We start from the raw sequence: 23,857 nt of genomic DNA on the forward strand, positions 1-23,857 counted from the left end.
CACCGCACCGGATCACCGCGAGGAGGGCAGTTGGCGATATTCCTCATCGATCTGGCCCCGAGCGAGATGGAGCGCCGCCTCAGGGAGGCCCTGACCGTCTATGTCGACGCGATGCGCTACCCCAGAGGCACCGAGAACCAGCGCGCCGCCATGTGGCTGGAGCACATCCGCCGGCCGGGCTGGAAGGCCGTCGCCGCCGTCGACGTTGCGGACCCGGGCGGGTCCGATCCGTCCGGAATCGTGGGAGCCGACCCCGACAGCCGGGCGTCGGCGGCTGGCGATCTGAGCAACGCACCGATGGTGGGCGTCGCCTACGGCTACCCCGGCGCCCCCGGGCAGTGGTGGCAGCAGCAAGTGGTCCTCGGGCTGCAGCGCAGTGGTTTTCCGCCGCAGGCGATCTCCCGGGTGATGAGTAGCTATTTCGAGTTGACGGAATTACATATCCAGCCGCGCGCCCAGGGCCATGGCGTCGGCGAGGCACTGGTCCGCCGGCTACTCGCCGGTCGGCAGGAGGACCACGTCCTACTGTCCACTCCGGAGACCAATGGCGAGGCCAACCGGGCGTGGCGGTTGTACCGGCGGCTGGGCTTCACCGACATCATCCGCGGCTACTACTTCGCCGGCGACCCCCGCGCGTTCGCGGTCCTGGGCCGCGCGCTACCGCTGTAGGCCCGACCGACTGCGGACGGCTTGCCCAAGCGGCACACCGGGTCTGGCACGATGACCTGGTGCGCGCCAGCTCTCCCTCGCTCTCAGCCCGCAAATCTCACGTGGCCGGGACCCGACGGCGTCGCATGCTGGCCATCGCGATGCTGTTGATGCTGGTGCCCCTGGCCACCGGATGCCTGCGCGTCCGGGCGTCGATCACCATCTCACCCGACGACCTGGTGTCCGGCGAGATCATCGCCGCGGCAAAGCCCAAGAACAACAAGGACGCCGGCCCTCAACTCGACAGCAACAACCTGGCATTCAGCCAGAAAGTGGCTGTCTCCAACTACGACAGCGACGGCTACGTGGGGTCGCAGGCGGTGTTTTCCGATTTGACGTTCGCCGAGTTGCCGCAGCTGGCCAACATGAACTCCGACGCGGCCGGGGTGAACCTATCGCTGCGGCGAAACGGCAACCTGGTGATTCTGGAGGGCCGGGTGGATCTGACCTCACTCACCGACGCCGATGCCGACGTCGAGCTGACCGTCGCCTTTCCCGGAACCGTGACCTCCACCAACGGTGACCGCATCGAGCCCGAGGTGGTGCAATGGAAGCTCAAGCCGGGCGTGGTGAGCACCATGAACGCTCAGGCCCGCTATACCGATCCCAACACCCGGTCATTCACCGCGGCCGGCATCTGGCTGGGAATCGGGTCGTTGCTGGCCGCGGGCGTGGTTGCACTGCTGGCCTGGGTCAGCCGGGACCGCTCCCCCCGGTTCACGGCCGCGGGCGACCAGCCGCCGAAGTAACCGGATCAGGTCGCTTACCGGGCTCGGTTAGTCCCGGTTAGCCCTGCTTGTCGGGCGACCAGTAATCCAGCATCTCGGCGAAGGTCTCGAAAGCCGGCGCGGAAAGGCCGTAGGTTGCCTCGAAATGGATGCTCAGCGGAAAGCCGAGGTCCACGACTCCATCGAGCACGCGTTGGTAGAGGTCGACCATCAACCGGCGCTTCTGGGCGGGTTCGCTGCCGGCCAGCTTCTGGACGAATTCCTGCTCCTCGGCCACGGCCGCGTTGCCGGGGTCCTGGATCAACCAGTTGATCAAGCCGACGCGAGCCTCGACCTTGGGGACGAAACCGAACGACAGCAGGATCTCGGGTCGGTGGTCGGTGGCCTCGGCGAACTTGGTCAGAAACCCGACGATCGCGTCGGAATACAACAGCTGCGTCATGCCATAGGTCGCGCCCTGATTGCATTTGAAATCGAGCCGACCCTGCTCGCCGTCTCGGGTGGGAATCACGATCACACCACGGTTGGCCACCAGCTCCCGATAGATCGACAACGCGTCGGTCGGTGCGACGCCGGAGCCTTCGCCGTCGTTCATCGTGCGCGGCACCCCGACGAACACGACACCCTCCATCCCGGCAGCACACAGCTCGGCGAGCCTCCCACGCAACGACGACTCGTCCATGAAGGCGGTGACCTGCGTGCACAGGCCGCTGATCGACGGCAACTCCGGTCTGATGATCGACCAGAAATCTAGGACGTCGAGCTTGGGCTGCATCGGGACCGGCCGATCGTCGTCCTCGGCGATCATCCCGGGGATCATCACGTGCCGGATTCGGCAGTCAAGACCGGACTCGGCGGAGTACCGCTGCACTTTGTGCGCGTCTTCCAGTGCGCGCTCCCGGCCCCCGTCGACGTTGGGCGGCACCAGCTCGAGAGCGATGGTGTTGAGCGTCACACGGCACCTCTTCCTCAGACGACTACTGCTCAAATCGCGCCACGCCGCGCGCACCCCCACACCGGCCACAACAGAGGGCCACCACGACAGCATAGGGGCGGAATGGCTAGCTGAGAGGGCATATGGCCGCCCGTGGGAGCCAATGCCCGCCCACCGCGCCCGGGCCGAATAGACTGTCGGGCCAGGGATGTGCCGAGCAGAAAGGGGCGCCGCGCTGAGCGTCGAAGCATCGGCAACCGACTTGGGCGGCGCCATCACCGACCAGCTACGACGGTATCTGCACGACCGTCGCCGCGAGGCGGCCTATATCGGGAGCGACTACGACCTCTTGACGGCCTGGCTGGAAGACTTTGCGCTGCGCGGGGGCAAACGGCTCAGGCCGGTCTTCGCATACTGGGGCTGGCACGCCGTGGAAACCGAGGAACCCGGCCCCGAGGTACTGCGCTTGTTTTCTGCCCTCGAACTGTTGCACGCCTGGGCATTGATACACGACGACGTGATCGACGCCTCTTCGACCCGGCGCGGCCGGCCGACGGCCCATGTGCATTTCGCCGCGCTGCACCGGGAGCGCAACTGGCTCGGCCCGGCGCACCAGTTCGGCATCTCGGCGGCGATACTGCTCGGCGACGTGGCACAGGCCTGGGCCGACGACATCGTCTCCGAGGTGGGCCAGACCAGCCTGCCGCCCGACGCTGCGCGCCGGGTGCGGCGGGTATGGTCCGGCATCCGCACCGAGGTGCTGGGCGGGCAATACCTCGACATCGTCGCCGAGGCCAGCGCCGCGAACTCGATCGACTCGGCGATGACGGTCGCCACCTTCAAAACCGCCTGCTACACGGTGTCGCGACCGCTGCAACTCGGGCTTGCCGCCGCCGCAGACAGGCCCGACGTCGCGGCCGCGTTTCATCAGTTCGGGACGGACCTCGGGGTGGCGTTTCAGCTGCGCGACGACGTGCTGGGCGTGTTCGGAGACCCTGCGGTGACCGGCAAGCCGTCCGGCGACGACCTGAGGTCGGGAAAACGCACGGTGCTGATAGCCGAGGCAGCCGAGCTCGCGGAGAAGTCGGACCCTCGGGCCGCCAGCCTGTTGCGTAGCTCGATCGGCACCGAGCTGACCGACGTGCAGGTGCGCGAGCTGCGTGAGGTTATCGCGGGGGTCGGCGCTGTGGCAGCGGCCGAGAATCGGATCACCGAACTCACCCAACGGGCGCTGGCAACACTCGCGTCCGCACCCATCAACGCACGCGCCAAGGCCGGATTGTCGCAGTTGGCCCGGACGGCAACCGACCGGTCGGCCTGAACCGATGACCAGTGCGACGCCCCCGCCGGAAGCTGATTCCGCGACGAAAATGTCAGTGAGCCAACGTATTTCACGATTTCGTGCATTCGCCGGCACCCCGCAGGCCAAACCCGCCTGGCTGGGTTTCCTGGGGGCTGTGCTGATCACCGCGGGAGGGTTGGGAGCCGGCAGCACCCGCCAGCATGACCCGCTGCTGGAGACGATTCACATGTCGTGGCTGCGCTTCGGCCACGGGCTGGTGGTGTCGTCGATCGTGTTGTGGTTGGGCGTGGGCGTGATGCTGATCGCGTGGCTGTGGCTGGGCCGACAAGTCCTCACCGGCGAAGCAACCGAGTTCACCATGCGTGCCACCACCGCATTCTGGCTGGCGCCACTGCTGCTGTCGGTGCCGGTCTTCAGCCGCGACACCTATTCCTACCTGGCCCAGGGCGCACTGTTGCGCGACGGCCTGGATCCCTATGCGGTAGGGCCGGTGGGTAACCCGAATGCGTTGCTGGACGACGTGAGCCCGATCTGGACGATCACCACCGCCCCCTACGGTCCGGCGTTCATTCTGGTGGCCAAGCTCGTGACGATTATCGTCGGCAACAACGTGGTCGCCGGGACCATGCTGTTGCGCTTGTGCATGCTGCCCGGGCTGGCGCTGTTGATTTGGGCGGCCCCGCGCCTGGCACGTCACCTCGGCGCCGACGGCGCCACCGCGCTGTGGACCTGCGTGCTCAACCCACTGGTGCTCATCCATCTGATGGGTGGAGTGCACAACGAGATGCTGATGGTCGGCCTGATGGCCGCCGGCATCGCGCTCACCATGCAGCGTCGCCATGTCGCGGGCATCACGCTGATCACGGTGGCGATCGCGGTCAAAGCCACGGCCGGGCTGGCGCTGCCGTTCCTGTTCTGGGTATGGATGCGGCATCTGCGCGATGGCCGGGGGTACCGGCCGATTCACGCGTTCCTGGCAGCCGCCGCAGCGTCGCTGCTGATATTCGTGGCGGTGTTCGCGGTGCTGTCCGCGGTGGCCGGCGTCGGAGTGGGGTGGCTCACGGCGCTGGCGGGCTCGGTGAAGATCATCAACTGGTTGACTGTGCCGACGGGAGCGGCGAACCTGATCCACGCCCTGGGCAGCAACTTCTTCACCATCGACTTCTACACCTTGCTGCGGGTAACCAGGTTCATCGGAATTCTGATCATCGCGGTGTCGCTGCCGCTGTTGTGGTGGCGGTTCCGGCGCGACGACCGGGCGGTGCTGGCCGGCATCGCGTGGTCGATGCTGATCGTGGTGTTGTTCGTCCCCGCCGCCCTGCCGTGGTACTACTCCTGGCCACTGGCGATAGTGGCCCCACTGGCCCAGTCACGGCCGGCTGTCGCGGCTATCGCCGGGTTCTCGACCTGGGTCATGGTGATCTTCAAACCCGACGGTTCACACGGCATGTATTCCTGGCTGCACGTCGGGTTTGCGACCGCGTTCGCGCTGCTGGCCTGGTATTCGTTGTACCGGGTGCCGGAGCCGGCTGCCCCAAGGGACGCAACGGAACCCGCTCGATAAGCCCTCAATAAGCCGTCAATAAGCCGTCAATAGGCCCTCAATAAGCCGTCAATAGGCCTCAATAGGCCTCAATAGGCCTCAATAGGCCTCAATAGGCCTCAATAGGCCTCAATAGGCCTCAATAGGCCTCAATAGGCCATAGCCTGGGCGCGACGCACGACTTCGCGCGCCTGGTGGGCGTGGAGCGCATCGACCGGGCGCGCATTGTTCACGACATCGCGTGAGCCATCGCGGGTAATGATCAGCGACGGGTCGGGGGTGAACAGCCAGCGCACGATCTCGGTATCGCGATAGCCGCCGTCGTGCAGGATTGTCAACAGTCCCGGCAGGCTCTTGACCACCTGGCCGGATTTCGTGAAGAACACTTGCGGCACCACTACGCCGCCGGCGCGCCGCACCGCGACCAGGTGACCTTCGCGCAGCTGCTGGTGCACCTTGCTGATCGACACACCGAGAAGTTCGGCGACCCGGGGCAGGTCGTAGGTTGGCTCGTTGGGATCCAGAACATCATCGCCGGCCGGAATGCTGCCCACGGCGCAAGTGTAGAGCTTGGTGCACGTTGTCTCATCCGATTCGCGCCGCCACCTACGATGGCCCCGTGGCTGAAGCTGAAGTGCCCGGCTCTCCCCCGCAAGCGGGAGGTACCCCCACCTCGGGCCGTGCCGGCCCGCATCGTCACCGAGCCGAAGCCGGCACCCCGGATCCGTTGGACAGCACGCTGCTGGACGGCCGCTACCTGGTCCAGGCCAAGATCGCCAGCGGCGGGACCTCGACGGTCTACCGCGGTCTTGACGTCCGGCTGGACCGCCCCGTCGCCCTGAAGGTGATGGACTCCCGCTATGCGGGCGACAAACAGTTCCTCACCCGCTTCCAACTCGAGGCGCGCACGGTCGCCCGGTTAAAGAATCACGGCCTGGTTGCGGTCTATGACCAGGGGCTGGATGCCCGGCACCCATTTCTGGTGATGGAACTCGTCGAAGGCGGCACGCTGCGCGAACTGCTGGCCGAACGAGGACCGATGCCCCCACATGCGGTGGTCGCCGTACTGCGTCCGGTGCTGGGCGGGCTGGCCGCCGCGCATCGGGCCGGCCTGGTGCACCGCGACGTCAAGCCCGAAAACGTGTTGATCTCCGATGACGGCGAGGTCAAGATCGCCGATTTCGGATTGGTCCGGGCCGTCGCCGCCGCTGGAATCACTTCGGCCAGCATCATTTTGGGCACCGCGGCGTATTTGTCTCCCGAGCAGGTCCGCGACGGCCAGGCCGGCCCCCGCAGCGATGTCTACTCGGCCGGAATTCTCACCTACGAGTTGCTGACCGCGCAGACGCCATTCAGCGGCGACTCGGCATTGTCGATCGCCTATCAACGGCTGGACCGCGACGTGCCGCTACCTAGCTCTGTAATCGATGGTGTGCCAACGCAATTCGACGAATTTGTGGCCTGCGCGACCGCCCGTGACCCTGCCAAGAGGTACGCCGACGCCATCGAAATGGGCGCCGATCTCGAGTCCATCGCCGAGGAGCTGGCACTTCCGGACTTTCGGGTGCCCGCGCCGCACAATTCGGCCCAGCACCGGTCGGCCGTGCTGCATCATAGCCGGCAGCAGCCGCGGCCACCGGTTCGCCACCCGACTCGCGAACTGACCCGAGAACCGGGGAGCTGGGCCGAGCCGGTATCTGCGGCCCGGCCGGATGCCGAACCGGAAGAATACGAATACCAGCCGGTGTCAGGGCAATTCGCCGGCATCTCGATGGACGAATTCGTCTGGGCGCGACAGCATTCCCGCCGCGTGGTGCTGATCTGGGTGGCGGTGGTGCTCGCGATCACCGGGCTGGTCGCGACCGCGGCTTGGACGATCGGCAGCAATCTGAGCGGACTGCTTTAGCGGTATGGTGGGGAGACGCAAAAGCCCCCAAAACCGTTGCGTTTTGGGGGCTTTTGCGTCTGCTCGCCGACTTAGTCGCGCAGCATCTCGGCCACCAGGAAGGCCAGTTCCAGCGATTGCTGGGTGTTGAGCCGCGGATCACACGCGGTCTCGTAGCGGCCGGCCAGGTCGGTCTCCGAAATGTCTTGTGCGCCACCGAGACACTCGGTGACGTCTTCACCGGTGATCTCGACATGGATGCCGCCGGGGTGGGTGCCGAGGGCGCGATGCACCTCGAAAAAGCCCTGCACTTCATCGACGATGCGGTCGAAGTGACGGGTCTTGTACCCGGTGGAGGACTCATGGGTGTTGCCGTGCATCGGGTCACACTGCCAGATCACCTGGTGACCGGTGGCCTGCACTTTCTCGATGATCCGCGGCAGCAGGTCACGGACCTTGTTGTTGCCCAGCCTGCTGACCAGCGTCAGCCGGCCCGGTTTGTTGTGCGGGTCGAGGCGCTCGACATACTCCACCGCCAGCTCGGGTGTCATCGTGGGGCCGATCTTGACCCCGATCGGGTTGGCGATCACCTCGGCGAACGCGATGTGCGCGCCGTCGAGTTGGCGGGTTCGCTCGCCGATCCACACGGTGTGCGCCGACAGGTCGTACAATTGCGCCTCGCCATCGGCGCCTTCGGACAGGCGCAGCATGGCCCGCTCGTAGTCGAGCACCAATGCCTCATGGCTGGCATAGATCTCGGCGGTCTGCAGATTGCGGTCGGCCACCCCGCAGGCGCTCATGAACCGCAGGCCCCGATCGATCTCGGTGGCCAGCGCCTCATAACGAGCGCCGGCCGGCGAGGTCCGGACGAATTCCCGGTTCCAGTCGTGGACCAGGTGCAGCGACGCCAGGCCCGACGACGTCAACGCTCGTACCAGGTTCATCGCCGCACTGGCGTTGGCGTAGGCCCGCACCAGCCGCGACGGGTCGTGCTCGCGCACCGCTGCGTCCGGCGCGAAGCCGTTGATCATGTCGCCGCGATAAGACTTCAAGCCCAGCGCATCGATATCGGCCGACCGCGGTTTGGCGTACTGACCGGCGATGCGGGCCACCTTCACCACCGGCATGCTGGCGCCGTACGTCAGCACCACGGCCATCTGCAGCAGCGCGCGGATGTTGCCGCGGATGTGGGGTTCGGTGTTGTCGACAAACGTCTCCGCGCAGTCTCCGCCCTGCAAGAGGAATGCCTCGCCCTTGGCGACCTGTGCCAGCTGTTCCTGAAGGCGGACGATCTCGGATGGCACCGTCACCGGCGGAACGCTTTCGAGCACCGTGCGCATCGCCAACGCCTGGTCCGCGGGCCAACTGGGCTGTTGTGCGGCGGGCTTGGCCAGCGCGGCGTCCAGCCGGGTGCGCAACTCGGCGGGCAGCGGCGGCAACGGCGGCAGCTGGTCGATCGGAATATCGACGGTCCAGTTCATCGGTACATGGTAACCGGGTTGAGGCTTGCGCTGATCAGGGCGAACGTCGGCGTCAATCCCGTCCGCCCGCCGGGTCTGGTCGCCGGTCTGGCCGGCTGGCTGCCCGTACCCGGGAGCCGCTGGGCCTGCCCCCGCCGCGTGCCGGACGGGGGGCGGCATGGCCGACCGAGGTGATGATCCGGAATCGTCGCAACTGGTCGCGCGCATCGACCAGCGCGTCGTGGGCATCACGCGACCGCGCCGGCAGGCGCGGGCATCCGCGGTCCTCCCATAGTTGCCGCAGTTCCCGGGTGAAGCGAGGTATCGCCGTTGGCAGCTCCGGCATCGGACCCCACAACTGACACAGGGCGACGTGGTCGTAGGCGCCCACCCAGGCCCACAGCTCGATCGGGTCGTCGCCGTCCACACCCAGGAACTTCTCCAGGTCGCGGCGGATCTGCCGGCGCGAGCGCCACACCTGCGAATCCGGCGACGGCAGCTTCGGCAGGACATGGGAGCGAACCCAGCTGCCGGCGCGCTGCGGGTCGAACTCGGTGGAGACGGCGTAGTACTCGCGGCCGTCCTCGGACACCACCCCGATGGAGATCAAATCGATGGTGCGGCCGTCTTCGATGAATTCGGTGTCATAGAAGTACCGCACATCGCAGTTTATCCGGGCAGGCTATCGCGCGGTCAGCAGGCGTTCGGCAGCCTTCGGCGGTGGCGCCGGATGGATGTCGAGGTCCAACCGGGCGTCCACGGCGTGCTCGTCGGGCCGTCGCGGGGTTCCGGCGATCGCACATTGCAGCCACAGCTTGGCCCGTACCACGGGGCGGCGCAAGGTGCGTTCACGCTGCAGGGCACGGCGCATCTTGTCCGGCCGGGCGCTGTATCGCCATCGTGCCCACGGGGCATGCGGACGCGACAACCGAATCGCGCCGACGATCAGCAGCACCACCATGAACATGCCGAGCAGCCCCGTCCACACCTTGCCCTTGAACAGGACCACCACCGCCAGCGGCAGCGTCAGCACCACGCCGCCGACCAGCGCGGCATGCAGCATCACGGAATTGGTGTCCGACCAGATCGCCAGGACAAACATCAGCGGATGGAATCCCAGGGTCAACAGCCCCGCCACGGCTACGGCGGCGAAGACCGCGTCCACCGAGGTGCGTCCGTCTTCCTCCCAGTAGACGTCGGACAGGTGCAGGATCAGCGCGTACTCGTCGAGCACCAGTGCCGCGCCGATTCCGAAAAATGTCGCCGACACCGCGAACTCGGGTGCGCGTCCGTCGACGGATAGCGTTACCAGCGCCAGCCCGGAGACCATCACCACCAGAACACCGAAGGCCACGTGGTGGACGTGTACGGACCCGATGTAGATATTGCGGGGCTGCCACCAGCTGGGCGGTGGCGCGTCGCCGGGGCGGCGACGGATGATGCGGGCGAAGGTGCGCGTCACAAAGAAGGTCAGGATGAAGGCGACCAGGCAGCACAGGAGGGGCAGTCGGCCACGGTCGATGATGTCATGCTGCAGCCATTGGAGCACTCCACAAAAAATACGCCTGCGGACGCCGGCGCGGCCAAAGCGCCGCTGTGGCGGTAGGCGGCCGTCTCGCAACGATTAGGCTGTCTCTGACATGAGTACATGGCGGTCGCCCGGGGTGGGCAGTCGACTCGGGCGGGCCTCGTTATGGTGCCTGCTCTGGCTGGTGGCCGCCGGTGCGCTGGGCTACGTGGCCTGGCGGTTGTTCGGACGCATCCCCTACCGCATCGATATCGACATCTATCAGATGGGCGCTCAGGCCTGGTTGGATGGGCGCCCGCTGTACACCGGCGACGTGAAGTTCCACACACCCATCGGGCTGGACCTGCCGTTCACCTACCCTCCCCTGGCCGCTGTGGTGTTCAGTCCGTTCGCCTGGCTGAAGATGCCGGCCGCCAGCGTCGCGATCACCCTGGTGACACTGGTGGTGCTCGTCGTCTCGACCGTTGTGGTGCTGACCGGCCTGAACGTCTGGCCCACCTCGAGGCTGCTGCCCGGCCCGGCCTGGGTGCGCCGGCTGTGGTTGGCGGTGATCATCGTCGCGCCCGCGTCGATCTGGCTGGAGCCGCTGAGTTCCAACTTCGCCTTCGGCCAGATCAACGCCGTGCTGATGACGTTGGTGATCCTCGATTGTTTCCCGCGCCGCACCCCGTGGCCGCGCGGGCTGCTGCTCGGCTTGGGCATCGCACTGAAGCTGACCCCGGCGGTGTTTCTGCTCTACTTCCTGCTGCGCCGGGACGGCCGGGCGGCGCTGACCGCCCTGGCGTCCTTTGCGGCCGCGACGCTGGCCGGCTTCGCCCTGGCGTGGGGTGATTCCCGCGAGTACTGGACCCATACCCTGCACCACACCGATCGGATCGGTTCGGCTTCGTTGAACACCGACCAGAACATTGCGGGTGCGCTGGCCCGGCTGCCGATCGGCGAGTACGAAAGCTTCCTGCTGTGGGTGGTCCTGTCCCTGGTGGTGCTGGTTGGGACGGTATGGGCGATGCGCAGGGTGCTGCGGACCGACGAACCGGCCCTGGCCGTGATTTGCGTGGCGTTGTTCGGGCTGGTGGTTTCACCGGTTTCGTGGTCCCACCACTGGGTGTGGATGCTGCCGGCGGTTCTGGTGACCGGGGTGCTGGCCTGGCGACGGCGAAATGCGGCGCTGGCCGTGGTCACCGCCGTCGGGGTGGCGCTGATGAGGTGGACGCCGATCGATCTGCTGCCCAAGCACCGGGAGGCCACCGCGGAGTGGTGGCGTCAACTCGCCGGGATGTCCTACGTGTGGTGGGCGCTGGCGGTCATCGTCGCTGCCGGCCTCACCGTGACGACCCGGCTGACGACGGAGCGCTCGCCCGAGCCCGGGCGGACCCCGGTGTCGACGGCCGCGGCCTGATCAGCCGGCAGCGGTCTCGGGGATCCGGGCGGCGTCGTGCGGACCGGGATGAGCCCCGGCACCGTTGCTGCCGCCTTTGACGCTGGCTGCGTAGATATCGACGTACTCCTGACCGGAAAGCCCCATCAGCTCGTACATCACCTCGTCGGTGACGGCCCGCTCGATGAAGTGGTTGCCGGCCAGTCCCTCGAACCGGGTGAAGTCCATCGGCTTGCCGAAACGAACGGTCACCCGGCCGAACCGCAACATCTTCTTGCCCGGCGGGTTGACGACGTTGGTGCCGATCATCGCCACCGGAATCACCGGAACCCCGGTGTGCAGCGCCAGCCGCGCCAAGCCGGTCTTCCCCTTGTAGAGGCGACCGTCGGGCGACCGGGTGCCTTCGGGGTACATACCCAGCAGCTTCCCCCGGCGCAGCAAGCCCTCCGCGGTTTCCAAGGCGGCCTGTGCGGCGTCGGCGTTGGTGCGGTCGATGGGCACCTGCCCGGAGACGCTGTAGAACCAGCGGTTGATCCAGCCTTTGAGCCCGGTGCCGGTGAAGTACTCGGCCTTTGCCAGAAACGTGATCCGGCGGCGGACTACCAACGGAAGGTAGAAGCTGTCCGCCACGGCAAGGTGGTTACTGGCGAGGATCGCCGGCCCGGAACTCGGAATGTTTTCCGCACCTTCAATTTTCGGCCGGCCGAGCAAAATAAACAGCGGGCCCATGAAAACGTACTTGAAAAGGTAGTACCACATGGCCCTCCCTCTCGCCCGCACCGGAACAATGTCTGGGCCAACTGTACCCATCTGCCGTGGCTGCGACCACCTTCGCCGGGCGGCGCCTCACTCCTGCAAACTCACCGGGATGGGCTGGTAGCGCGTTTTCGCACCGGGGTCCACGGACCCGTTCTCCGGCGGTGTCTCGCTGGTGAGGCCGCCGCCGGGCGGATCCTCCGGCGGCGGTTTCGCCGATCGATCAATGTCGTCGACTATGGCGCGAATCACGTTGAGCAAAGCGACACTGTGGTTGGCGATCACCGTCAGCAACGGGTGTTGCTCGCCACCGACCACCGCCGCCAGCGCACATACCGGACACCACACCTGTTGGCACTTGGCGGCCGCTTTGCCGCCGGCCGACCCGGACGCCATCGCGGCCGCGGCGCGCATCGCGGGGTCGATCGCATCCAGGATTGCCTGCGCGAGTCTGCGCAGTTCGGGACCAACCTCGGTATGAACCCCGGTCACGTCGGCCACACCTCCGGATTGGGTCGAAATCGAACGGTCAGCTCGCTGCCCCGCAGCTGCGCGTCCAGCACCGTGCATCTGCGCAGTACGGACGCCAACCGAACTCTGCGCCGCACCCCGCCGGCACTGATGATCAGGTCGTCGTCTGCGCGGCCCAGCGCCAGCGAACCGGGATCGAGCTGGGGCAACGCTAGCCGCAGACGATATACCGACTCAAGCCCCGACCCGGATTCCAGGTCCACAATAGGGCGCAGCGGGCCCGGCGGCGCCGAGCCTCGGCGACGGCGGGCACTGTCGAGCAGCGCGCCCAGCGCCTTCGGGCCGATCGGCTCGCCGGACAGGTGCGGAACCAGCACCAGCGCCAGGTCACCGATGGTGGCGTCGAGTTCTTCCAGGACGGCGCGTTGCTCGGAGATGCGTTCGGCATACCAGTAGAAGGCCGGGTGGTCGGGAAGGCTGCGGTACTCGTAGGTCTCGTCGCGGACCAGGACCTGATTGACCAGCAGCTCTTCGACGCGCATCCCCATCAGCGCCAATGAACCCAGCGTGCGGGCTGCCTCGGCGGCTACCACCCGCTCCGGGGTCAGCACCAGATGGGCGCCGACCAGGTCACCGTCGGTCAGCAAGGCGCTGAGCCGGTCCACGCTGGCGCTGGTGCGCTCCAGCAACTCCACCAGTGCGGCAGATCGGTTGTCGTCGATGGCGAGCCTGCGATGCCGCGGCCACGCGCGCTCCACGTATAGCCCGAAGGTCGCCGGGAGCGTCAACATTCGCAGCGCATCCGCGGTCGATGCGCAGTCGACGACGACGCGATCCCAACGTCCGCTGGCGGCAAGCTCGCCGACGGCGTGCAGCCCGAGCACCTCCTGAATCCCGGGCAACGCCGAGAGTTCCTCTGGCGCAACGCTACTCAGCTCGGAACCGGGGAATCGCCGGTCCAGGGCGTCGACGACGTCTCGCCACCGGTCCTCGAGCAGCGCCAGGGTGTCCAGCGCGATGGCGTCGAGGAAACCGCCGTCGGACCCGGATCGCCCGGTTTCGAGATCGGCGAGAACGCGGACCGGCTCGCCCCGGCCGGTCGGCGGCACCGAGATGCCCAGCACATCACCCAGCGAGTGCGCCTGATCGGTGGATACCAGCAGTACTCGCTGTCCAGCACCGGCATCGCAAACCGCGGTGGCGGCCGCCAGTGTGGACTTTCCTACTCCGCCTTTACCGACGAAGAGACTGATCCGGGCCGGGGCTGACGCCCGGAATTCACTGGACTCACTCAGCCTCGACTCGTTTCTTCAGATCCTTCAACGCGCCGTCGATCAACCTGCGTTCGGCTTTGCGCTTGAGCATCCCGATCATCGGGACGGCGAGGTCGACGGCGAGCTCATAGGTCACGTCAGTTCCAGAACCGTTGGGCTCCAAGATATATGAACCTTCGAGAGACTTCAGCAGGGAGCTCGATTCCAGAGTCCAGCTCAGCGACTGGCGGTCCGCCGGCCACTGGTAGGCCATGATCAAGGTGTCCCTGAAGATGGTTGCGTCCATCAACATCCGGGCCCGTTGCGGGTATCCCTCGTCGTCAGCCTCCAGGACCTCGACTTCCTTGTACTCCGAAATCCATTCCGGGTAGGCCTCGATGTCGGCGATCGCCTTCATCACCTCGCCTGGAGCCGCGTCGATGTAGATCGTCTGCCTCGTCTTGTCCGCCACCTGGCAAATCCCTTTCCCGTCTCCTCGCACTGCGCGTCGATTCCTCGGGAATATCCGCCATTCGGCACAAACGCTACTCCCGATGCCCAGCTTGAGCCCCACTCGAGCCCACTCGACCCGGTTAAACTACCGGAGAAACCCCGACAGGGCGTGCTTGTTCCAATGTGGTTTTGACCTCGAACGCCATTTTCTTCGCTGCCACCCGGCGGCGGTGGGTGATTTTGGCCAGATTCATCCGGGCCAGTTGCCAGGCGGCCGCCGCGGTCGGTTCGGCGTGCAGGAAGTAGTGCAGCACCACCCCATCCATCGACGGTTCCAGCCAGATTTCCATGGTGCCGGTCAGGGCCCCGGTAACCGCCCACCTCATGCCCTTGTCGGCGCGGTCCTCGGTGACCTCCAGCCGCAGATCAGGCCACCACCGGCGCCACTTCGACGGGTCGGCAATTGCAGCTCCCACCCGTGCGCCATCCGCGGCGACATACGTCTGGTCCGCGATCTGGATGCTGTTCATAGCCACAGCTTCACATACCCCGGGTAGCGACGGCCAACGGCGCTCGGCTCGGTCCGAAAAGCCACCAGACCAGCAATCACCTGGCTTCCCCTAATGCCCGGCTAGGCTGGCGCGAGGGGATCTACCCGCAAAAACATCAGTTGGAGCGAGGTCAACAAGGTGCGTCAGTACAGTGTCCCTGCCGGCTTTTCGGTCGGCGAGCGCGACAACGTCGCGGCCATGGTCTTCGAGCACGAGCGCGACGATCCGGGGTGCGTCATCTACCAACGCCTTGTCGACGGCGTCTGGACCGACGTGACCTGCGCCGAGGCGGCCCATCAGATTCGTGCTGCGGCATTGGGTTTGATCGCGCTCGGGGTACAGGCCGGTGATCGGGTGTCGGTCTTTTCGGCCACCCGCTACGAGTGGGCGATCCTGGACCTGGCCATCCTGGCGGTGGGTGCGGTCACGGTGCCGATCTACGAGACGTCGTCGGCCGCGCAGGTCCGCTGGGTCCTGCAGAATTCGGAAGCCGTACTGGCGTTCGCCGAAACCGACGCGCATGCCGCGATGGTTACCGAGCTCAGCGGTGACCTGCCCGCATTGCGCCGGGTGTTGCCTATCGACGGCCCCGGCCGCAAGGCGCTCGACCAGCTCGAAGAGGAAAGCGCGTCGGTTGACCCGGCGGAGCTGACCGCGCGCCTCAAGGCCCTACGGGCCGACGACGCGGCGACGCTCATCTATACGTCGGGCACCACCGGGCGGCCCAAAGGCTGTCAGCTCACCCATTCCAACCTGCTGCACGAGATCCGCGGCACCCGCGAATGCCTGCCCACGCTGTTGCGCCAGGGACAGCGGCTCCTGGTGTTCTTGCCGCTCGCACACGTGCTGGCCCGGTCGCTGACGCTGTCGGCGTTCGCCAGCAAAGTGACCGTGGGGTTCACCAGCGATATCAAGAATCTGCTGCCGCTGTTCGCGGTGTTCAAGCCCACGGTGGTGGTCTCGGTGCCCCGGGTTTTCGAGAAGGTGTACAACACCGCCGAGCGAAATGCCGTCAACGACGGCAAGGGAGCGATCTTCAAACGCGCCGCGCAGACCGCGGTCGATTGGAGTCGAGCCTTCGATAGCGGCCGCCCAGGGCTGCTGCTGCGCGTCAGGCACGCCCTGTTCGATCGTCTGGTCTACTGCACGTTGCGCGCGGCGCTCGGGGGCGACTGCCATGCGGCGGTCTCGGGCGGAGCCCCGCTGGGCGCGCGGCTGGGCCACTTCTACCGCGGCGTGGGATTGACCATCTACGAGGGTTACGGCCTGACCGAGACCAGCGCGGCGATCACCGTCAACCAGGTGGGTGCCCTCAAGATCGGGACGGTCGGAAAGCTGGTGCCCGGCAACAGCTTACGCATAGCCGACGACCAGGAGCTGTTGGTACGCGGCGGTGTGGTGTTCAGCGGCTATTGGCGCAACGAGCAGGCCACCGAGGCAGCCTTTACTGACGGGTGGTTCCGCACCGGTGATCTGGGCGCGCTCGACGAGGACGGCTTCTTGAGCATCACCGGCCGCAAGAAGGAACTCATCGTCACCGCGGGCGGTAAGAACGTCGCCCCCGCCGTGTTGGAGGACCAGCTGCGGGCACACCCGCTGATCAGTCAGGCAGTGGTGGTCGGAGATGCCAAGCCGTTCATCGGCGCACTGATCACCATCGACCCGGAGGCGTTCGTCGGCTGGAAGCAGCGCAACAGCAAGCCCGCCGACGCGTCGGTGGGCGATTTGGCCACCGATCCGGACCTGGTGGCCGACCTCGATGCGGCCGTCAAACAGGCCAATCTGGCTGTGTCGCATGCGGAGTCGATCCGCAAGTTCCGCGTTCTGGGTGTGGACTTCACCGAGGACACCGGCGAGCTGACACCGACGATGAAGGTCAAGCGCAAGGTGGTAGCCGAGAAGTTTGCCGACGAGATCGAGGCGATCTACACGGGCTAGTGGCGCCAGCAGACGCGAAAGCCCCCATTCCGCGGGTGGAACGGGGGCTTTCGCGTCTGCTCGCCACCCTTAGGCACCGAGCAGGCCGGCCAGCCGGATCGCCAGTGTGTCCCAGCGCCAGTTGGCCGTTACCCATTCCCGGCCGGCAGCGCCCATGGCGGCGGCACGGTCGCGATCGGTCAGCAAGTCGGCGACGGCGTCGGCCACCTTGTCCACCGAGGTACCGTCGACGACCAACCCAGTCTTGTTGTGCTGCACGGTTTCCGGCGCTCCGCCGGATTCGCCGGCGATTACCGGAACGCCGCTGGCCGAAGCCTCGAGAAACACGATCCCCAGACCCTCGACATCCAGTCCGGCACCGCGGGTGCGGCACGGCATCGCGAACACGTCGGCTAACGCATGATGCGCCGGTAGTTCGTCGCCCGGCACGCCTCCGGTGAACGTCACATGGTCGGCCACCTGGCAGTCCCTGGCCAGCTTGCGCAGCGCCTGCAGGTAAGGGCCGCCCCCGACGATCACCAGCGCGGCCCCGTCGACGCGCCGGCGGATCGCCGGTAGCGCCTTGATCAGCATGTCCTGGCCTTTGCGCGGCACCAGCCGGGACACGCACACCACCACGGGCCGCTCGTCCAGCCGGTAGCGCTTACGCAGTTCGGCGCGCGCGGCCGGGTCCGGCCGGAACCGGTCGCTGTCTACCCCGGGCGGCAGGTATTCCAGCGCGGCGCCGGGTCCGAAGGCGGGCGCGAACCGGGCTTGGGTGTAGCGACTGACGAAGGTCACCACGTCAGCGCCGTCCCCGATTCGGCGCAACACCGACCGCGCGACCGGAAGCATCGACCACCCCACTTCATGGCCGTGCGTGCTGGCCACTATCCGGGTGGCACCGGCCCGGCGCGCACGGGACGCCAGCAGCGCCAACGGGGCGGCCGCCCCGAACCAGACGGTATCGATGTCGTACTCGGCGATCATTCGGCGCATGCGGCTGTCGACGGCCGGGACGGGCAGCATCAACGTGCCGGGATGACGCACCACGCGATAGCCGGCTGCACAAGCCGCGTGGTCGTATGCCTGCGCCCCCTTCCATTGCGGTGCATATACCGTCACCGAGTGCGATCCGGTTTCGACCAGCCGGCCGACGAACTCCCCCAGGTAAGACTGAATGCCGCCGCGTCTGGGCGGAAAGTCGTTGGTTACCAGCAGGACCCGGCTCACCTGCGTCAGGCTAATCGGCCAGCCATCCCTGCCAGCGGGCGAGCAGCCCGGCAGGGTCGGTCTCCAGTACGGTGCGCGCGGCGGTTTCGAAGTCCGGATGTCCGGCACCGCACGCGGCCAGGTACAGCCCGCGCAACGCGGTGGTCCCGTAGGTCTCCGCGACGAACCTGGCAAACCACCACGCCCGGTCATATGCCAGCGCCCGCTGCGGTCCCGCGGTGTCCAGGTCGTTATCGGACGGTAGCGCCCGGGCTGGCGTATCGACGGGTGGCCTGGACGCCGGCCTGGCGACGAAATCGGCCACCCCCTCGGTCAGCCAGCGCGGCGCATCGCGCGCGGTGTCGATACGCGCCGCGTAGTGAAAAAGCTCATGGGTCAACACAATTCGCAACGCAGACGGACTCATGCGGACCGCACCCGGGGCGAAGACGATCCGTTGGCCGGCGGCGGTCCGGCGGGCGGTATCGACGTACTCGACGACGGTTACCGCCGCGATATCGGCCCACTGCGACGTCGGCCCGCCGCCTGCGGCAGTGCGGAACTGGTCATCGGAGCCGGCCACCACCACCGAGATCTCGTGCGGCCATTCGGTGCCCCAGAAGGCTGCGACCGCGTCGATCGCGGGACCAAGGTTAGCCGCGACACGAGATAGCAGACGCTCATTATCCGCGCCGCCGAGGCCGATCAGCCGGACGGTGCGGCCGCCGACGACCACCGGGGTGAGGCCGGCGTCGTCGACTCGCGCCGCCGGCGGTGCTGCCGAGCCGTCGTGTACCGCAGGAGCAGGCAGAGCGGCTGCCGCGACGAGCTCGGCCACGAAGACGAGGGCCAGCGTGATCGACAGCCACCGGGGCCGGCGGCGAAGCCACGCCACGAGGTCGTCAGTAGCGACGGGCGTCGTAGATCGGACCCGAGGAGGTCATCGGCACTACCCGCACCGGTTGGCCGAAGGTGGACGAGTGGACCATCAGACCGTCGCCGATGTAGATGCCGGCATGTGAGGCATCGGAATAAAAGGTCAGCACGTCACCGGGCTGCAGGTCCGACAGCGCCACCGGCTGGCCACCATGGGCCAGCGCCTGGCTGGAGTGCGGCAGTGCGATCCCGGCTTGCTGGAATGCCCACATGACCAGTCCGGAGCAGTCGAAACCGCCGGGCGCGGCGCCACCCCATGCGTACGGAGTGCCGATCTGGGTCAAGGCCGCCTGCACCACGGTCGCCCGATCGCCGCCACCGCCAGGAGCCATGAAAGGTATATCGGACACTACGCCGGGAGCCGGCGCCTCGCCGGGAGCCGGCACGCCCTCGGGCGGAGCACCCGGTGGCAGTCCTTCAGGTGGCGGCCCGAGAACGTCCGGTACTCGCGCTGAGATTGGTCCCGGGTCGGCGAGCGCGGTGCGCTGCTCCGGCGTCAGGGCCTGGTATTGCGACTTCACGACGGCGATCTGCACCTGCAGCTGGCTCTGTTTGTGCTGTAGATTGGCTCGCACCGCCGCGGCTTGTTCGGCGGCGGACTTGGCGTCGGCAGCCGACTTGGCAGAAGCCTGCTCAGCCTTGGCAGCCTGTTCTCCGGCGGCCCGGAAACCGGCCATCTGCATGGACATTTGACGCGCCATCACCCGCTGCACCGAGAGACCGTCGATCAGCAGCTGCGGCGATTCCGCCGTCAAGATCGCATCCAAGCCGTTGGTGCGGCCACCCATGTAGGTGGCGGCCGCAACCTTGTTGACGGCGGTCTGAAAGGTGGCCAGGCGCGCTTTCGCGGCGGCCAGCGCGGCCTGGTCGTCGGCGAGCTTCCTTTCCGCGGCCTGCTGCGCCGCAAGCTTCGCGTTCAGGTCGAGTTCTGCGCTGTGCATCGCCTCGGTGGTCTGTTCGGCCTGCCGCGATAGCTCGTTGAGTTTTGCCAGCGCGTCGTCGGCGGGGTCGGCCATCGCAGTCGCGGCCAGGATGCCGGACAACACGGTGAAGCTCGCCAACGAACCGACTGCGGACCGCTTGATGACGCGCGCGATCGAATGCCTACAGTCGAGCCTCAAGATTTGCTTCCTTAAACTGCCATCGGCCTGGCGCCGTCGAGCTGGTTTAGGTCTCAAACAGGTTACGAAATGGTCTCGGCTTTTGTCCAAAGGGGGGAGTTAAGAAAATGGCAAGATTTCTGTCATTTTCTTGTGAGAGAGCGCGTCTTTGCGCCACACCACCATACAGGCTCGATCAGGCAACACCCGACGCAGCACCCGGCCCTCGGCCACGCCGGATCGGGACGAGACGCAATCTCGGAGCCAACCCGGCATCGGCGAGTGCCTCGAGGGCCGCTCGCTCGTCGTGCAACAACGTATCGGGCACCCCGAGCAACACACTCACCACACAATCGCGGCAGGCGCGTCCCCGCACCGCACACTCATCACAGTCGATAACCACCTCCCCCTGTTCGGCCGCGCCGCCGGTGCATTCGCCACCGCTGTTCCATGCCATCAATCCCGGTCCTTTCGGTAAAACGTTCGATCGCAATTGGGGCTGCGCCGAAGGCTAACCGCCGGCACCGACAACTCCGCGCTGCTGCGGATCGAGCGCTGCCGACCCGTGCCCGGCGTGGGAACCGTCGGCTGTCGGTGCCGCTGCCTAACGTCACCGCCATGGGTGCGAGCGGCGGAACTCAACTGAGTCTCGCCGGGCTCGACCCGCTCGCATTTGCCGGTATCGACCCGGCGGGCGCTCCGGCCGATGAGCTGCCGCTACGGGAGACCACCTTCGTGGTGGTCGACTTGGAGACCACCGGTGGCCGCGCCACGGGCACCGAAGCGGCCCCGCCGGACGCCATCACCGAGATCGGGGCGGTCAAGGTGCGCGGTGGGACCGTCCTCGGCGAGTTCGCCACGCTGGTGGACCCGCAGCGCAGCATCCCGCCCCAGATCGTGCAGCTGACCGGGATCACTACGGCCATGGTGCATGACGCCCCAGTCATCGGCGCCGTCATGCCGATGTTTTTCGAGTTCACCGGCAACTCGGTCTTGGTCGCCCACAACGCGGGGTTCGATATCGGGTTCCTGCGGGCCGCCGCGCGGCGATGCGACATCACCTGGCCGCGGCCTAAGATCCTGTGCACGGTCCGCCTGGCGCGGCGGGTGCTGAGCCGAGAGGAAGCCCCCAGTGTGCGGCTGGCCGAACTGGCGCGGCTGTTCTCGGTTGTCACCCAACCCACCCACCGCGCCCTCGACGATGCCCGTGCCACCGTCGACGTCTTGCATGCCCTGATAGAGCGGGTGGGCAACCAGGGCGTGCACACCTTTGCCGACCTGCGTTCGTATCTGCCCAACGTGACCCCGGCGCAGCGCCGCAAACGGGTGCTGGCCGACGGCCTGCCACACCGGCCGGGAATCTATGTGTTCCGGGGGCCGTCGGGCGAGGTGCTCTACGTCGGCACCGCGGTCGACCTGCGCCGCAGGGTCAGCCAATACTTCAACGGCGCCGATCCTCGCGGCCGGATCAAGGAAATGGTCAACCTGGCCACCGGGGTGGACCACGTCGAGTGCGCGCACCCACTCGAAGCCGGCGTGCGTGAGCTTCGAATGCTGGCCGCACATGCGCCCCCGTACAACCGCCGATCGAAGTTTCCCCTCCGTTGGTGGTGGGTGGTCCTTACCGAGGAAGCGTTCCCGCGCCTGGCCGTCGTTCGCGCTCCCCGGCACGGCCGGGTCATCGGCCCGTACCGGTCCCGGGCCGACGCAGCCGAGACGGCCACCCTGGTGGCGGGCTTCACCGGGATCCGAACCTGCACCAAGCGGCTGGCGCGGTCGGCCCTGCACGGCCCGGCCTGCCCCGAGGTGGAGGTGTCCCCGTGCCCCGCCGCGCGCAACCTGACCGCCGAGCAATACGCCGACGCCGTGCAGCGCGCGACGGATTTGATCGACGGACGCGACAACACCGCGCTGGCCGCCGCGACCCACCAGGTCACCGCCCTGGCCGAGCGACATCGTTACGAGAGCGCGGCGCGGCTACGCGACCATATCGCCACCGCGATCGAGACGCTGTGGCGTGGTCAGCGGTTGCGGGCGCTGGCCGCGCTGCCCGAATTGATCGCCGCGGCGCCGGACGGCGGTGGTGGCTACCAGTTTGCTGTCATCCGCCACGGCCAACTGGCTGCCGCCGGTACCGCCCGGCGCGGGGTGCCACCGATGCCGGTGGTCGACGCCCTGCAAACCGGTGCCCAGGCGATCATGCCGGCCGCGGCGCCGCTCGGCGGTGCGCTGGTGGAGGAGACCGCGCTCATCGCCCGCTGGCTCGCGGCTCCGGGGGTGCGCATCGTGCAGGTCACCGGAATTCCGGATGCCGGGGGCGCCGCCGAAACCGCGGGCTGGGCCACACCGTTGCGCTGCGCCGGCGCATGGGCGGCGTGGGCGGCATCGGCCCGTTCGGCGCGGCTGGCCGTCGAGCAGGCACCCGGCCCGACGGGGCGACTCTCCCCTCACCAGGACCCGCCGCACCGCCGGGCCGGCAGCTCAGAGCTGCTGGCTGAACCGCACCCATCGCGCGAGCAACTGTTCGGCCGCGCCGCTGTCGATCGCCGCGCTGGCCCGCTGCAAGCCGTCCTCCCACGCGGGCAGCCATTCAGCCCGGCTGGATAGCCCGGCATGGGCGACGATCGCGCCGGCGGCGTTGAGCACCACCGCATCCCGGATCGGGCCCCGGGCCCCGCCCAGTACAGCGCGGGCTTCAGCCGCGTTGGCTTGCGCGTCGCCGCCCAGCAGCTCGTCGAGCTCGGCTCGTGCGAAGCCAAATCCCGCGGGATCGAAAGTCAGTTTGTCGACGGTGCCCGCCTGCACCCGCCAGATCGTGCTGGTGGTCGTCGTGGTCAACTCGTCGAGCCCGTCGTCGCCGTGCACCACCAGCACGCTGGACCGGCGGGTGGCAAACACCCCGGCCATCACCTCGGCGAGGTCAGCGAACGCGCAGCCGATCAACCCGGCCCGCGGCCGGGCCGGATTCGTTAGCGGCCCAAGCAGATTGAACACCGTGGGCACGCCGATCTCGCGGCGCACCACCGAGGCGTGCCGGTAAGACGGATGGAATTGCGGCGCGAAGCAAAAGCCGATCCCGACTTCCTCGAGGCTGCGCACCACCTGATCGGCGTCCAGGTCGATGCGCACCCCCAACGCTTCCAGGGTGTCGGCCCCCCCGGACAACGACGATGCCGCTCGGTTGCCGTGTTTGACCACCGGCACACCGGCGGCGGCCACCACGATGGCCGCCATCGTGGACAGGTTGACCGTATTGATCCCGTCGCCACCGGTACCGACGACATCGACGGCGTCCTCCGGAACGGCGTGGGCCGGCATCGGGCGCGCGTGGTCGAGCATCACGCCGGCCAATTCGGCAACTTCGTCCGCGGTGGGCACCTTCATCGTCAACGCCACCGCGAACGCGGCGATCTGTGCCGGCCGTGCGGCGCCGGTCATGATCTGATCCATGGCCCAGGCCGCCTGACCCCGCGCCAAGTTGGTCCGGCCCGTCAAGCGACCCAGAACCTGTGGCCAAGAGGTCCCCGAAGCCGACACCGACGCCGACGCCGCCGGGGGCCGACCAAAGGGGGATCCTTCACCTGACCGAGCCACGCGCCGATGGTCGCATGCCGGCCGGCCACCGCCCAACGCGCGGCCGGCAACGCCGGGGTACGGGGCGGCACGCGGCTGTGAAACGACGCGCGGAAAACGAATTTGTGACCCGGGTAGAGTTCGACAACTACAAAGCGTCATACTTGC

The 23,857-nt window shown here is 67.4% G+C and carries 21 protein-coding genes and 2 pseudogenes; 8 read left to right on the top strand and 15 right to left on the bottom strand.

Annotated elements, in window-relative coordinates; genetic code table 11:
- Window positions 1–30: 30 nt before the first annotated feature.
- Entirely contained in the window at window positions 31–669 is a 639-nt protein-coding gene (locus tag EET10_RS16635; protein ID WP_036407254.1) for a GNAT family N-acetyltransferase, read from the top strand.
- A gap of 101 nt (window positions 670–770) precedes the next feature.
- The gene (lppM, locus tag EET10_RS16640; protein ID WP_122502328.1) at window positions 771–1,457 is read left to right on the top strand and encodes a lipoprotein LppM; all 687 of its coding nucleotides are present in this window, start codon (window positions 771–773) and stop codon (window positions 1,455–1,457) included.
- Between the two features lie 37 nt (window positions 1,458–1,494).
- Here lppM and EET10_RS16645 read toward each other — a convergent pair whose 3' ends face one another.
- Window positions 1,495–2,391 carry a mycobacterial-type methylenetetrahydrofolate reductase gene (locus tag EET10_RS16645; RefSeq protein WP_036407256.1) on the bottom strand — a complete coding sequence of 299 codons (897 nt, stop codon included), beginning with the start codon at window positions 2,389–2,391 and terminating at the stop codon, window positions 1,495–1,497.
- Between the two features lie 241 nt (window positions 2,392–2,632).
- Here EET10_RS16645 and idsA2 point away from each other — a divergent pair, with 241 nt between their 5' ends.
- Window positions 2,633–3,691 (top strand): bifunctional (2E,6E)-farnesyl/geranyl diphosphate synthase, encoded by a 1,059-nt coding sequence (gene idsA2 / locus EET10_RS16650; RefSeq protein WP_036407307.1) that lies wholly within the window; start codon window positions 2,633–2,635, stop codon window positions 3,689–3,691.
- A 4-nt stretch (window positions 3,692–3,695) separates the two neighbouring features.
- Window positions 3,696–5,237, top strand: coding sequence for an alpha-(1->6)-mannopyranosyltransferase A (locus EET10_RS16655; protein WP_036407257.1), 1,542 nt, complete (start codon window positions 3,696–3,698; stop codon window positions 5,235–5,237).
- A 128-nt stretch (window positions 5,238–5,365) separates the two neighbouring features.
- Here EET10_RS16655 and EET10_RS16660 read toward each other — a convergent pair whose 3' ends face one another.
- On the bottom strand, window positions 5,366–5,770 hold the full coding sequence (locus tag EET10_RS16660; RefSeq protein WP_036407259.1) for an Rv2175c family DNA-binding protein: 405 nt from the start codon (window positions 5,768–5,770) through the stop codon (window positions 5,366–5,368).
- Between the two features lie 173 nt (window positions 5,771–5,943).
- Between EET10_RS16660 and EET10_RS16665 the strand changes: the two genes are divergently transcribed.
- Window positions 5,944–7,122, top strand: a complete 1,179-nt coding sequence (locus tag EET10_RS16665; protein WP_036407261.1) for a protein kinase domain-containing protein — start codon at window positions 5,944–5,946, stop codon at window positions 7,120–7,122.
- 71 nt (window positions 7,123–7,193) lie between these two features.
- On the opposite strand, the gene EET10_RS16670 is transcribed toward EET10_RS16665, so the two are convergent.
- From EET10_RS16670 to EET10_RS16680, 3 genes and pseudogenes are all read right to left on the bottom strand, one after another.
- Window positions 7,194–8,582, bottom strand: coding sequence for a class II 3-deoxy-7-phosphoheptulonate synthase (locus EET10_RS16670; RefSeq protein ID WP_036407309.1), 1,389 nt, complete (start codon window positions 8,580–8,582; stop codon window positions 7,194–7,196).
- Window positions 8,583–8,718: 136 nt separating this feature from the next.
- Window positions 8,719–9,222, bottom strand: a pseudogene (locus tag EET10_RS16675) (polyadenylate-specific 3'-exoribonuclease AS); the annotation flags it as partial.
- A 21-nt stretch (window positions 9,223–9,243) separates the two neighbouring features.
- The gene (locus EET10_RS16680) at window positions 9,244–10,110 is read right to left on the bottom strand and encodes a hypothetical protein (RefSeq protein WP_081260733.1); all 867 of its coding nucleotides are present in this window, start codon (window positions 10,108–10,110) and stop codon (window positions 9,244–9,246) included.
- 91 nt (window positions 10,111–10,201) lie between these two features.
- Between EET10_RS16680 and EET10_RS16685 the strand changes: the two genes are divergently transcribed.
- On the top strand, window positions 10,202–11,488 hold the full coding sequence (locus EET10_RS16685; protein ID WP_036407262.1) for a glycosyltransferase 87 family protein: 1,287 nt from the start codon (window positions 10,202–10,204) through the stop codon (window positions 11,486–11,488).
- On the opposite strand, the gene EET10_RS16690 is transcribed toward EET10_RS16685, so the two are convergent.
- From EET10_RS16690 to EET10_RS16710, 5 genes are all read right to left on the bottom strand, one after another.
- Window positions 11,489–12,226 carry a lysophospholipid acyltransferase family protein gene (locus EET10_RS16690; RefSeq protein ID WP_036407264.1) on the bottom strand — a complete coding sequence of 246 codons (738 nt, stop codon included), beginning with the start codon at window positions 12,224–12,226 and terminating at the stop codon, window positions 11,489–11,491.
- Window positions 12,227–12,313: 87 nt separating this feature from the next.
- Window positions 12,314–12,715: a hypothetical protein gene (locus EET10_RS16695; protein ID WP_036407313.1), complete on the bottom strand. Its 402-nt coding sequence runs from the start codon at window positions 12,713–12,715 to the stop codon at window positions 12,314–12,316.
- Entirely contained in the window at window positions 12,712–13,989 is a 1,278-nt protein-coding gene (locus EET10_RS16700; protein WP_081260734.1) for an ArsA family ATPase, read from the bottom strand. The genes EET10_RS16695 and EET10_RS16700 overlap by 4 nt, the downstream gene beginning before the upstream one ends.
- Entirely contained in the window at window positions 13,982–14,419 is a 438-nt protein-coding gene (locus tag EET10_RS16705) for an SRPBCC family protein (protein ID WP_023364872.1), read from the bottom strand. Before EET10_RS16705 ends, EET10_RS16700 begins: the two co-directional genes overlap by 8 nt.
- A 121-nt stretch (window positions 14,420–14,540) precedes the next feature.
- Complete coding sequence (locus EET10_RS16710) at window positions 14,541–14,930, bottom strand: hypothetical protein (RefSeq protein ID WP_036407268.1); 390 nt, start codon at window positions 14,928–14,930, stop codon at window positions 14,541–14,543.
- 159 nt (window positions 14,931–15,089) lie between these two features.
- On the opposite strand from EET10_RS16710, the gene EET10_RS16715 reads away from it, so the two are divergent.
- A complete protein-coding gene (locus EET10_RS16715) occupies window positions 15,090–16,889 on the top strand; it encodes an AMP-dependent synthetase/ligase (RefSeq protein ID WP_063468032.1) in 1,800 nt (599 codons plus the stop codon).
- Window positions 16,890–16,958: 69 nt separating this feature from the next.
- On the opposite strand, the gene pimB is transcribed toward EET10_RS16715, so the two are convergent.
- The 4 genes from pimB to EET10_RS16735 all read right to left on the bottom strand — a co-directional run bounded on the left by pimB (window position 16,959) and on the right by EET10_RS16735 (window position 20,573).
- Window positions 16,959–18,101 (bottom strand): GDP-mannose-dependent alpha-(1-6)-phosphatidylinositol monomannoside mannosyltransferase, encoded by a 1,143-nt coding sequence (gene pimB, locus EET10_RS16720; RefSeq protein WP_122502329.1) that lies wholly within the window; start codon window positions 18,099–18,101, stop codon window positions 16,959–16,961.
- 10 nt (window positions 18,102–18,111) lie between these two features.
- Entirely contained in the window at window positions 18,112–18,933 is an 822-nt protein-coding gene (locus tag EET10_RS16725) for a hypothetical protein (protein ID WP_081260736.1), read from the bottom strand.
- Between the two features lie 49 nt (window positions 18,934–18,982).
- Window positions 18,983–20,137: a peptidoglycan hydrolase RipC gene (ripC, locus tag EET10_RS16730; protein WP_036407271.1), complete on the bottom strand. Its 1,155-nt coding sequence runs from the start codon at window positions 20,135–20,137 to the stop codon at window positions 18,983–18,985.
- 175 nt (window positions 20,138–20,312) lie between these two features.
- Complete coding sequence (locus tag EET10_RS16735; protein ID WP_036407273.1) at window positions 20,313–20,573, bottom strand: hypothetical protein; 261 nt, start codon at window positions 20,571–20,573, stop codon at window positions 20,313–20,315.
- 161 nt (window positions 20,574–20,734) lie between these two features.
- Here EET10_RS16735 and EET10_RS16740 point away from each other — a divergent pair.
- Window positions 20,735–22,660: pseudogene (locus EET10_RS16740) on the top strand (DEDD exonuclease domain-containing protein); the annotation flags it as partial.
- On the opposite strand, the gene trpD reads toward EET10_RS16740, so the two are convergent.
- Entirely contained in the window at window positions 22,598–23,710 is a 1,113-nt protein-coding gene (gene trpD, locus EET10_RS30255; RefSeq protein ID WP_036407275.1) for an anthranilate phosphoribosyltransferase, read from the bottom strand. The pseudogene EET10_RS16740 and the gene trpD sit on opposite strands and share 63 nt — an antisense overlap.
- Window positions 23,711–23,857 lie beyond the last annotated feature (147 nt).

This window comes from Mycobacterium pseudokansasii (assembly GCF_900566075.1).
Lineage (GTDB): Bacteria > Actinomycetota > Actinomycetes > Mycobacteriales > Mycobacteriaceae > Mycobacterium > Mycobacterium pseudokansasii.

Bases quoted from the DNA above. Each gene is read 5' to 3' on its own strand.
- EET10_RS16710 (WP_036407268.1), bottom strand. From the start codon at position 14,930: ATGAACAGCATCCAGATCGCGGACCAGACGTATGTCGCCGCGGATGGC.
- EET10_RS16655 (WP_036407257.1), top strand. From the start codon at position 3,696: ATGACCAGTGCGACGCCCCCGCCGGAAGCTGATTCCGCGACGAAAATG.
- EET10_RS16685 (WP_036407262.1), top strand. From the start codon at position 10,202: ATGAGTACATGGCGGTCGCCCGGGGTGGGCAGTCGACTCGGGCGGGCC.
- EET10_RS16670 (WP_036407309.1), bottom strand. From the start codon at position 8,582: ATGAACTGGACCGTCGATATTCCGATCGACCAGCTGCCGCCGTTGCCG.
- EET10_RS16690 (WP_036407264.1), bottom strand. From the start codon at position 12,226: ATGTGGTACTACCTTTTCAAGTACGTTTTCATGGGCCCGCTGTTTATT.
- EET10_RS16735 (WP_036407273.1), bottom strand. From the start codon at position 20,573: ATGGCATGGAACAGCGGTGGCGAATGCACCGGCGGCGCGGCCGAACAG.